The following is a 10,683-nucleotide window of genomic DNA, read 5'->3' on the forward strand; positions in this document are numbered from 1 at the left end:
TGGTGGAGCTAAGCGGGATCGAACCGCTGACCTCCTGCATGCCATGCAGGCGCTCTCCCAGCTGAGCTATAGCCCCGGATTTCTAGCCTCGCGGCCCAGCGACATCGTGAAACATCGCTTGTGTGAAACTGGCGTCCCCTAGGGGACTCGAACCCCTGTTACCGCCGTGAAAGGGCGGTGTCCTAGGCCACTAGACGAAGGGGACGAACCTTCTTACCTTCAAGACCCGTTTGCTGGAACCGGTCTTGCCTGACGGCCTTGGCCATCAGTCGGAATTTGGTGGAGCTAAGCGGGATCGAACCGCTGACCTCCTGCATGCCATGCAGGCGCTCTCCCAGCTGAGCTATAGCCCCACAATGTCGCTCTGAACCGAAGCGCTGGCTGGGTGCCTGGCGTTTCGTTTTCGTTCATCGCTGTGGACGGGGCGCATATTAAGATCGGATTGCAGGGCTGTCAAACGAATTTTTGAAAATATTCAAAATTTTTTTCACAGATAACAATCACTTACCGCCCTGCCCTACCCCTCCGCAGGGAGTGTGGCCCGTGGGAGCGGGCTTGTCCCGCGATGGCGGTCATGAATCCGACATCGCAATCGCGGGGCAAGCCCGCTCCCACGTGACTGAAAAAGCCTGGATCAGGCGATATTCGCCAGCAGCTTCTCCCACTCCTTGTTTTCCTTCTTCGACACGCCACCGAGCAGGTCGATGGCCTGGCGCAAGCGGTAGCGGGTCAGATCGGGACCGAGGATTTCCATGGCGTCGAGCACCGACACCGAGCTGGCCTGGCCGGTGATGGCGGCGAACATCAGCGGCATGGCATCGCGCAGCTTGAACTCCAGCGACTCGACCACGGCCTGGATGCAGCCGGTGATACGGTCCTTTTCCCACTGACGCAGGCTTTCCAGCTTCCACAGGATCAGCTGCATCACCTGGCGTACCTGGTCGGCCGACAGCTTCTTGCTCTCGAACAGCTTGGCGTCGAGCTTGAGCGCGCCCTCGAAGAAGAAGCCACCCAGCGGGGCGACCTGGCTGAAGGTCTCGACCCGGCCCTGCACGTGCGGGGCGATCTTCATCATGTAGTCGCTGTTGAACGCCCACTTCTGCACGCGCGCGGCGAACTCTTCCACCGGCAGCTCACGCAGCCACTGGCCGTTCAGCCACGACAGCTTCTCGATGTCGAAGATCGGACCGCCCAGGGAGATGCGCGACAGGTCGAAGTGCTCGACCATCTCGGCCAGCGAGAACTTCTCGCGCTCATCCGGCATCGACCAGCCCATGCGCCCCAGGTAGTTGAGCATCGCTTCGGGCATGAAGCCCATGCGCTCGTAGAAGGTCACCGAGGTCGGGTTCTTGCGCTTGGACAGCTTGCTCTTGTCGGGGTTGCGCAGCAGCGGCATGTAGCACAGCTTGGGCTGTTCCCAGCCGAAGTACTCATACAGCTTGATCAGCTTGGGCGCAGACGGCAGCCACTCTTCGCCGCGCAGCACATGGGTGATGCCCATCAGGTGGTCGTCGACCACGTTGGCCAGGAAGTACGTCGGCAGGCCGTCGTTCTTCATCAGCACCTGCATGTCCATGCGGTCCCACGGGATCTCGACGTCGCCACGGAGCATGTCCGGTACCACGCAGACGCCTTCGCTCGGCACCTTCATGCGGATCACATGCTGTTCGCCAGCGGCCAGGCGGCGCTGCACTTCCTCGTCGCTCAGCAACAGGGCGCGGCCGTCGTAGCGCGGGGTTTCGCCGCGGGCCATCTGCTCGGCACGCATCTGCTCCAGCTCTTCGGCGGTGCAGAAGCAGTAGAAGGCATGGCCGGCGTCGACCAGCTGCTTGGCGTACTTGGCATAGATCTCGCCACGCTCGCTCTGCCGGTACGGGCCGTGCGGGCCGCCGACGTCCGGGCCTTCGTTCCATTCGATGCCGAGCCAGCGCAGGGCGTCGAAGATCTGCTGCTCGGACTCGCGGGTGGAGCGCAACTGGTCGGTGTCTTCGATCCGCAGGATGAACTCACCGCCGTGCTGCTTGGCGAAGCAGTAGTTGAACAGGGCGATGTAGGCGGTGCCGACATGGGGGTCGCCGGTGGGCGATGGCGCGATGCGCGTACGAACGGTGGTCATGGAGAGTCTCGGACAAAGAGAAACAAAGGCGGAATGTTAGCAGGGAGCGGGCACCGGGCTCCAGCAATGGCGCGATCGTCACTTGTGAGCGTCCGGTCGAGCGCTGTTATATTTGCTTACATTTTCGCAATGACTGCCTCCCATGCCCACTCCACTCAAACGTCGCCTGCTGGTCTTCCTCTCCCTGGTGCTGCTGGTCGGCCTCGCCTTCCTGGCCCACTGGTACTTCAAGGGGCGCTTCTTCGAGAGCACCGACAACGCCTATGTGCAGGGCGAGATCACCCGCATCTCCAGCCAGCTGGGCGCGCGCATCGACGAGGTGCGGGTCGAGGACAACCAACACGTGCGCAAGGGCGACCTTTTGGTGCGCCTGGAAGCCGCCGACTTCGAACTGGCCGTCGAGCGCGCCCGCGCGGCCCTGGCCACCCGCGAGGCGGAACTGGCCCAGGCGCGCAGCCGCCTGACCCAGCAAGGCAGCCTGATCGCCGCCGGCCAAGCCCAGGTCGCCGCCAGCCAGGCCACCCTCGACCGCTCGCAGCTGGACCTCAACCGCGCTCAGGCCCTGCGCAAGCCAGGCTTCGTCTCCGAAGAGCGGGTCACCACCCTGTCGGCGGAAAGCCATGTCGCCCGTTCCCAGGTGGACAAGGCCCAGGCCGACCTCAAGGGCCAGCGCCAGCAGGTCGACGCCCTGAACGCCGAACTCAAACGCCTCGACGCGCAGATCGCCAATGCCCGCGCCGACCTGGCCCAGGCCGAGCTAAACCTGACCCGCTGCGCGATTCACGCGCCGATCAGCGGCACCATTGGCCAGCGCAACGCCCGCAACGGCCAGGTGGTGCAGGCCGGCGCCTACCTGCTGTCGATCGTCCCCGACGAGGACATCTGGGTACAGGCCAACTTCAAGGAAACCCAGATCGGCCGGATGCACCCCGGCCAGCGTGCCGAACTGCTGTTCGACAGCTACCCCGACACCCCGATCGAAGGCCGCGTGAACAGCCTGTTCGCCGCTTCCGGCGCGCAGTTCAGCCTGTTGCCGCCGGACAACGCCACCGGCAACTTCACCAAGGTGGTGCAGCGCATTCCGGTCAAGCTGACCTTCGCCGCCGACAACCCACTGCATGGGCGCATCCGCCCGGGCATGTCGGTCACCGCCACGGTCGACCTGCGCGATGGGGATGCGGATGGCCGGTGACGCGCTGCTGCGCCCCACCGCGGAGCCGACCCGGCGCGACTGGATCGCGGTGATGAGCGTGATGCTCGGCGCATTCATGGCGGTGCTGGACATCCAGATCACCAACTCTTCGCTCAAGGACATCCAGGGCGCGCTGTCGGCGACCCTGGAGGAAGGCTCGTGGATCTCCACCTCCTACCTGGTGGCCGAGATCATCATGATCCCGCTGACCGCCTGGCTGGTGCAGCTGCTCTCGGCCCGGCGCCTGGCGGTGTGGGTGTCGCTGGGTTTCCTGGTGTCGTCACTGCTGTGCTCGATGGCCTGGAACCTCGAGAGCATGATCGTCTTCCGTGCCCTGCAAGGCTTCACCGGCGGCGCGCTGATCCCGCTGGCGTTCACCCTGACCCTGATCAAGCTGCCCGAACACCACCGCGCCAAGGGCATGGCCATGTTCGCCATGACCGCCACCTTCGCCCCCTCCATCGGCCCGACCCTGGGCGGCTGGCTCACCGAGAACTGGGGCTGGGAATACATCTTCTACATCAACATCCCGCCGGGGCTGGTGATGATCGCCGGCCTGCTCTACGGGCTGGAGAAGAAGGAAGCGCACTGGGAACTGCTCAAGAGCACCGACTACGCCGGTATCGTCACCCTTGGCCTGGGCCTGGGCTGCCTGCAGGTGTTTCTCGAGGAGGGGCATCGCAAGGACTGGCTGGAATCGAACCTGATCGTCAGTCTGGGCAGCGTCGCCCTGCTCAGCCTGATCCTGTTCGTGATCCTGCAGTTCTCCCGCCCGCACCCGCTGATCAACCTGCGCATCCTCGGCAACCGCAACTTTGGCCTGTCGAGCATCGCCAGCCTGGGCATGGGCGTCGGCTTGTACGGATCGATCTATCTGCTGCCGCTGTACCTGGCGCAGATCCAGGGCTACAACGCCCTGCAGATCGGCGAGGTGATCATGTGGATGGGGGTGCCGCAGCTGTTCCTGATCCCGCTGGTGCCACAGCTGATGAAAGTGATCCCGCCCAAGGTGCTGTGCGCCCTGGGCTTTTGCCTGTTCGGCGCGGCCAGCTTCGGCTCCGGGGTGCTCAATCCGGACTTCGCCGGGCCGCAGTTCAACCAGATCCAGGTGATCCGCGCCCTTGGCCAGCCGATGATCATGGTGACCATCTCGCTGATCGCCACGGCCTATATCCAGCCCCAGGACGCCGGCTCGGCGTCGAGCCTGTTCAACATCCTGCGCAACCTGGGCGGCGCCATCGGCATCGCCTTGCTGGCGACGCTGCTGGATGCGCGGACCAAGGAATACTTCGACTACCTGCGCGAGGCGGTGGTGCCGAGCAACCCCCAGGTGGCGGAGCGCTTGGCACAGCTGGCCGAGCGGCTGGGCAGCGATAATGCGGCGCTGGGCAAGCTGTCCGAGATTACCCACCAGCAGGCCTTGATCATGGCCTACAACGATGCCTTCCATTTTGTCGGGATCGGGCTGGCGGTGAGCATGCTGGCGGTATTGCTGACGCGCACGTTGCCGCAGGGGTTGAAGGCGGGCGAGGCGCACTGAACGAGTTACGCCTGCCTGTGTAGGAGCGGCCTTGCGGCCCTTTCGCGGCACAAGGCCGCTCCTACAGGGGTTGCGTACGGCTTTAGCTGGTCAGCAGCCGCTCGCGCAGCTTGCCGATCTCGTCGCGCAACTGCGCGGCGGCCTCGAACTCGAGGTCGCGGGCGAACTGGAACATCTTTTCTTCCAGCTGCTTGATGCGCTTGGTGATCTGCGCCGGGGTCTGCAGCTCGGCCTCGTAGCGCTCGGCCTCCTCCGCCGCCTTGGCCATGCCCTTGCGCTTCTTGCTCCGCGCCCCCGGCACCGTGGCGCCTTCCATGATGTCGGTGATGTCCTTGACCACGCCCTTGGGCACGATGCCATTGGCTTCGTTGAACGCCACCTGCTTGGCCCGGCGCCGCTCGGTCTCATCGATGGCCCGCTGCATGGAGCCCGTGATGTTGTCGGCGTAAAGGATCGCCTTGCCGTTGAGGTTGCGCGCGGCACGGCCGATGGTCTGGATCAGCGAGCGCTCGGAGCGCAGAAAACCTTCCTTGTCGGCATCGAGGATCGCCACCAGCGACACCTCGGGCATGTCCAGGCCCTCGCGCAGCAGGTTGATCCCCACCAGCACGTCGAAGGTGCCCAGGCGCAGGTCGCGGATGATCTCGACCCGCTCGACGGTGTCGATGTCCGAGTGCAGGTAGCGCACCCGTACATCGTGGTCGGCCAGGTAGTCGGTGAGGTCCTCGGCCATGCGCTTGGTCAGCGTGGTGGCCAGCACCCGCTCGCCCATGGCCACGCGCTTGCCGATCTCCGACAGCAGGTCGTCCACCTGGGTCAGCGCCGGACGCACCTCGACCTGCGGATCGACCAGGCCGGTCGGCCGCACCACCTGCTCCACCACCCGCCCGGCGTGCTCGGCCTCGTAGGGGCCGGGCGTGGCGGAGACGAAGATGGTCTGCGGGCTGACCGCCTCCCATTCATCGAAACGCATCGGCCGGTTGTCCAGTGCCGACGGCAGGCGGAAGCCGTACTCCACCAGGGTTTCCTTGCGCGAGCGGTCGCCCTTGTACATGGCGCCGACCTGGGGAACGCTGACGTGGGATTCGTCGATCACCAGCAGCGCGTCATCCGGCAGGTAGTCGTAGAGCGTGGGCGGCGGCGCGCCGGCCGGGCGTCCGGAGAGGTAGCGCGAGTAGTTCTCGATGCCGTTGCAGTAGCCCAGCTCGAGGATCATCTCCAGGTCGAAACGGGTGCGCTGCTCCAGGCGCTGGGCCTCCACCAGCTTGTTGTGCGAATTCAGGTACTCGAGGCGCTCCTTGAGCTCCTCCTTGATCCCGTCCACGGCCTCGACCAGGGTTTCCCGCGGGGTCACGTAGTGGCTCTTGGGATAGAAGGTAAAGCGCGGCAGCTTGCGAATCACCTCGCCGGTCAGCGGATCGAAGGCGGCGATGTTCTCCACTTCGTCGTCGAACAGCTCGATGCGGATCGCCTCCAGGTCCGATTCGGCCGGGAAGATGTCGATCACATCGCCGCGCACGCGGAAGGTGGCACGGGCGAAATCCATCTCGTTGCGGGTGTACTGCAGGTCGGCCAGGCGCCGCAGCAGGGCGCGCTGGTCGAGCTTATCGCCGCGATCGACGTGCAGGACCATCTTCAGGTACGTCTCGGGGCTGCCCAGGCCGTAGATGCACGACACGGTGGTGACGATGATCGCATCGCGCCGCTCCAGCAGCGCCTTGGTCGCCGACAGGCGCATCTGCTCGATATGGTCGTTGATCGACGCGTCCTTCTCGATGAAGGTGTCCGACGACGGCACGTAGGCTTCGGGCTGATAGTAGTCGTAGTAGGAGACGAAGTACTCCACCGCGTTGTTCGGGAAGAACGCCTTGAACTCACCGTACAACTGCGCCGCCAGGGTCTTGTTCGGTGCCAGCACCATGGTCGGGCGCTGCACCTGCTGGATGACGTTGGCAATGCTGAAGGTCTTGCCCGATCCGGTCACCCCGAGCAGGGTCTGGTGCGACAGGCCCGCGTCGATGCCCTCGACCATCTGGCGGATGGCCTCGGGCTGGTCGCCGGCCGGCTGGAATCGGGTGACGAGCTGGAACTCGGACATGACGGACCTCGTGGATGTCGCGGCAACTGTAAATTTAGCCAGTAGTCTATACCCAAATGCGCCCCCGGGGCGCGGGATTCAAGCCCGACCTGTGAACGTTCATGTCAATGGACCGGGCAATTCGACCAATGGTCGAAAAATATTTGCGCAAACAGCCGGAAAAGCTGCGCCAGACTGTCGCAGTGACCGGTCGGTATCACTATACTGACTCCCCGTTTGTGCACCGCTTCAGTGCCTTCGGCTGGAGCGTGGCGACCCCTATCACTCTCCTATCAGAGCCAAGGTAACAATGAGCCTGTTTTCCGCTGTCGAGCTGGCACCCCGCGACCCTATCCTGGGCCTCAACGAAGCATTCAACGCCGACCCACGCACCGACAAGGTGAACCTGGGCGTGGGTGTCTACTGCAATGAGGAAGGCCGCATCCCGCTGCTGCGCGCGGTAATCGAAGCCGAGACTGCCCGTGCCGCCCAGCACGCTTCCCGCGGCTACCTGCCGATCGACGGCATCGCCCAGTACGACCAGGCCGTGCAGAAGCTGATCTTCGGCGCCGAGTCGCCGCTGCTGGCGGCCGGGCGCGTGGTCACCGTGCAGGCCGTGGGCGGCACCGGCGCGCTGAAGATCGGCGCCGACTTCCTCAAGCGCCTGCAGCCGGGCGCCGTGGTGGCCATCAGCGACCCGAGCTGGGAAAACCACCGCGCCCTGTTCGAGAGCGCCGGCTTCCCGGTACAGACCTACCGTTACTACGACGCCGCCAGCCAAGACGTCAACCGCGCCGGCATGCTCGAGGACCTGAACAAACTGCCGGCCGGCTCGGTCATCGTCCTGCACGCCTGCTGCCACAACCCGACCGGTGTCGACCTGTCGCTGGACGACTGGAAGAACGTCCTGGAAGTGGTCAAGGCCAAGGGCCACATCCCGTTCCTGGACATGGCCTACCAAGGCTTCGGTGCCGGCATCGACGAAGACGCCTTCGCCGTGCGCCTGTTCGCCGAGTCGGGCCTTGAGTTCTTCGTTTCCAGCTCGTTCTCCAAGTCGTTCTCGCTGTACGGCGAGCGCGTCGGCGCGCTGTCGATCGTCACCGCCTCGAAGGACGAGAGCACCCGCGTGCTGTCGCAGGTCAAGCGTGTGATCCGCACCACCTACTCCAACCCGCCGACCCACGGCGCCAGCATCGTCGCCGCCGTGCTCAACAGCCCCGAGCTGCGCCAGATGTGGGAAACCGAACTGGCCGAGATGCGCGAGCGCATCCACGGCATGCGCAAGCAGATGGTCGAGCTGCTGGCCGAATACGGCGCCAAGCGCGACTTCAGCTTCGTCGGTCGCCAGTGCGGCATGTTCTCCTACTCGGGCCTGACCGTGGAGCAAGTGGCGCGCCTGAAGAACGAGTTCGGCATCTACGCCCTGGACACCGGCCGCATCGCGGTCGCCGCGCTGAACCAGAGCAACATTCACGTGGTCACCAAGGCCATCGTCGAAGTGCTGTAACTGCTTGATTGTCTTGGGGGAAGCTTGACTTCCCCCAGGCAGTCGGTAAGATACGCGCAGATTCCGCGATAGCTCAGTCGGTAGAGCAAATGACTGTTAATCATTGGGTCCCTGGTTCGAGTCCAGGTCGCGGAGCCAAATACTGAAAACCTCCAGATGCGCAAGCACTGGAGGTTTTTTCTTTTCAGGATCCGCCGCTTGTTTTCCGACTGCCCTCAACTATCGTCTGCCTGCGCACCCCGCGCAGCAACGACAGGGAGTCAACATGGACACCGTTCGCAATGCCCAGCAAGCCGTGGAAGTGGTCGCCGATCAATCCATCCTCGCCGCGCTGCAGAAGACGTTCGCGGTAGGCGGCTGCATCGTCGAGAATGCCACCGGCAAGGTGTTGAAGGCCATGCACAACAATGTGCTGATGCCCTACCCCGACAGCACCGCGCAACCCCCATTCCTGCCCCATGACCCGACAGCCCACGGCGAACGCCAACTGGTGCAGTGGTACTACGACAATCGCCAGGCCCTGAACCTGCCGCCGCCCAGCGCGCTCACCGTGGTGACCACCCTGGCCCCCTGCGCGATGTGTGCAGGCTCGCTGCTGACCGCCGGCTTCAATGTAGCGGTCAGCGCTATCGATACCTATGCCGGGGTCAACTACAACAGCCAGTTCGACTTTCCGACCCTGCCGCCGGAAGTCCGCCAGAAAGCCCAGCAGACCTGGGGCTACTACGCGGTAGACAAGCCTATCGATCGGCAGTACCAAGGCTCAACAGGCCCCGTCTTTGCGAAGGAGACCATCGACGCGCGGGTATTCAGCCTGACCGGCTCAATCTTCGACGCCAGCGTCAACACGGTACGCGATGCGAGCAACAACAGCGGCCTGGCGCCTGACAAGCTGAAGAACCCGGCATCGCTGCCGGCCCACAGCGCGGTGCGCAAGGCATTGACCGAACTCAGCCCATGGGCATTGACGGTCAAGTTCGACGACCCGCGCATGCCAGGTGCTGCCTTGGCCAAGCCCCTGACGGAAACCGCGCGCCATGCCGATACGATGAATGCCGTGGCCTTGCTGGATCCGTTCGGTAACCTGCTGGCCTGCCTTGGCGGCCAGGAAAAGCAGTCGCCCATCCGCACGGCGTTCATGGAAACCACACGCCGCTATGCCCTGATGCGCTGGCAGTTGATGAACAGCAACGACCCACAGGTCCGCGCCGAGGCGCAGCAATACCTCACCCATCCCAAGTACGGCACGTTCGTCTTCCTGTACATCCCCGATCCGCGCACCAGTGAGGCAGTGATGACCTTCGGTGCGTACGGCTCGACCATGGAAGGGCCTGTGCCGCAGTCGTTCCCGTCCAATCTGCAATACGTGCTGCTGCACCCGGGAGTGACGCCGCAGGCCGTGGCGCAGCTGGCGCAGAAGCTGCCGCCCTTCTACACCCAGAGCGTTCAGGTCGCCCCCAGCCAGGTGCTGGACGACGCCCTGATCCAAGCTGCGAAGGGCGCGCTGTAACCCCCTCGGTCAATCATCGGGACAGGGGCTCGGTCACTGGCCGCCCCTCGTCCACCAGGCTCCAGACCAGCAACTTTGCTGGCTCGGTCTTGCTGGCATTGCGCGACACGCTGTGCACGGTGCCCGGCGCCTCGTACCAGAACTCGCCGGCCTTGTAGGTTTTCTCCGGTTCGTCGTTGAGCTTGGAGGTCACCGCCCCTTCCAGTACATAGGCCATGACCGCTCCCGGGTGCTGATGGGCGGGCGATGCCTGGCCGGGGCCATAGCTGACCGTGAGCATCACGGCTTTCTTGCCGGGGGCGTTGGTGGGGAGTTGTTCCTGGAGAATCTTGACCTGGTCGGGCTTCTCGCCGTGGGCCCAGGTGGGCGATAACGGGGCGAGCAGGCCTAATGTCAGTAGGGCAATAGGTAGGCGGATGGATCGCATGGGGTTTCTCCTGAGGGGTATCTGCCTGCAGGTTAAGCCCAAGGTTATGAGGGGCAAATGGCCAATTCGCGGAAAAAACGGGAGGCCGATTGCCGGTTTATTGCTTTTAGCCCTTGCCCTTGCCCTTGCCCTTGCCCTTGCCCTTGCCGATCAAGAGTCTAGCGCCATAGCTCGCTAGCGGCAGCTGCGCCAGCCCAGGCGCCGCCCGTACTTTCGCGACTTCAGGAGGCCGAACGGAGGCCTTGCGGAGGGAGGTGACGGGCATGGATGCCCGTCAAGCGCTGGGGCCCAGGATGGGCCCTGCAGCGCGGTCC

8 protein-coding genes and 4 tRNA genes are annotated in these 10,683 nt (G+C 64.3%); 5 read left to right on the top strand and 7 right to left on the bottom strand.

Annotated elements, in window-relative coordinates:
- The 4 genes from HU735_RS26460 to gltX all read right to left on the bottom strand — a co-directional run bounded on the left by HU735_RS26460 (position 1) and on the right by gltX (position 2,116).
- Positions 1-76, bottom strand: a tRNA-Ala gene (locus HU735_RS26460).
- 53 nt (positions 77-129) lie between these two features.
- Positions 130-205, bottom strand: a tRNA-Glu gene (locus tag HU735_RS26465).
- Between the two features lie 72 nt (positions 206-277).
- Positions 278-353, bottom strand: a tRNA-Ala gene (locus tag HU735_RS26470).
- Between the two features lie 281 nt (positions 354-634).
- A complete protein-coding gene (gene gltX / locus HU735_RS26475; RefSeq protein ID WP_186716428.1) occupies positions 635-2,116 on the bottom strand; it encodes a glutamate--tRNA ligase in 1,482 nt (493 codons plus the stop codon).
- A gap of 142 nt (positions 2,117-2,258) precedes the next feature.
- Here gltX and HU735_RS26480 point away from each other — a divergent pair, with 142 nt between their 5' ends.
- Positions 2,259-3,308, top strand: a complete 1,050-nt coding sequence (locus HU735_RS26480) for an HlyD family secretion protein (RefSeq protein WP_186716430.1) — start codon at positions 2,259-2,261, stop codon at positions 3,306-3,308.
- A 49-nt stretch (positions 3,309-3,357) separates the two neighbouring features.
- Positions 3,358-4,848, top strand: coding sequence for an MDR family MFS transporter (locus HU735_RS26485; RefSeq protein ID WP_186716437.1), 1,491 nt, complete (start codon positions 3,358-3,360; stop codon positions 4,846-4,848).
- 82 nt (positions 4,849-4,930) lie between these two features.
- Here HU735_RS26485 and uvrB read toward each other — a convergent pair whose 3' ends face one another.
- Complete coding sequence (uvrB, locus tag HU735_RS26490) at positions 4,931-6,946, bottom strand: excinuclease ABC subunit UvrB (protein WP_050704719.1); 2,016 nt, start codon at positions 6,944-6,946, stop codon at positions 4,931-4,933.
- A 289-nt stretch (positions 6,947-7,235) separates the two neighbouring features.
- Between uvrB and HU735_RS26495 the strand changes: the two genes are divergently transcribed.
- The 3 genes from HU735_RS26495 to HU735_RS26505 all read left to right on the top strand — a co-directional run bounded on the left by HU735_RS26495 (position 7,236) and on the right by HU735_RS26505 (position 9,942).
- Positions 7,236-8,432, top strand: a complete 1,197-nt coding sequence (locus tag HU735_RS26495) for an amino acid aminotransferase (protein ID WP_186716432.1) — start codon at positions 7,236-7,238, stop codon at positions 8,430-8,432.
- Positions 8,433-8,494: 62 nt separating this feature from the next.
- Positions 8,495-8,570: transfer RNA gene (locus tag HU735_RS26500), tRNA-Asn, on the top strand.
- A 127-nt stretch (positions 8,571-8,697) separates the two neighbouring features.
- Entirely contained in the window at positions 8,698-9,942 is a 1,245-nt protein-coding gene (locus HU735_RS26505; RefSeq protein WP_186716434.1) for a nucleoside deaminase, read from the top strand.
- Between the two features lie 13 nt (positions 9,943-9,955).
- Here the strand turns inward: HU735_RS26505 and HU735_RS26510 are convergent, their stop codons facing one another.
- The gene (locus tag HU735_RS26510) at positions 9,956-10,369 is read right to left on the bottom strand and encodes a cupin domain-containing protein (protein ID WP_186716435.1); all 414 of its coding nucleotides are present in this window, start codon (positions 10,367-10,369) and stop codon (positions 9,956-9,958) included.
- 106 nt (positions 10,370-10,475) lie between these two features.
- Complete coding sequence (locus HU735_RS26515) at positions 10,476-10,634, bottom strand: hypothetical protein (protein ID WP_186716436.1); 159 nt, start codon at positions 10,632-10,634, stop codon at positions 10,476-10,478.
- Positions 10,635-10,683: the final 49 nt, after the last annotated feature.

The organism is Pseudomonas sp. BW16M2 (assembly GCF_014268865.1).
GTDB lineage: Bacteria > Pseudomonadota > Gammaproteobacteria > Pseudomonadales > Pseudomonadaceae > Aquipseudomonas > Aquipseudomonas peradeniyensis.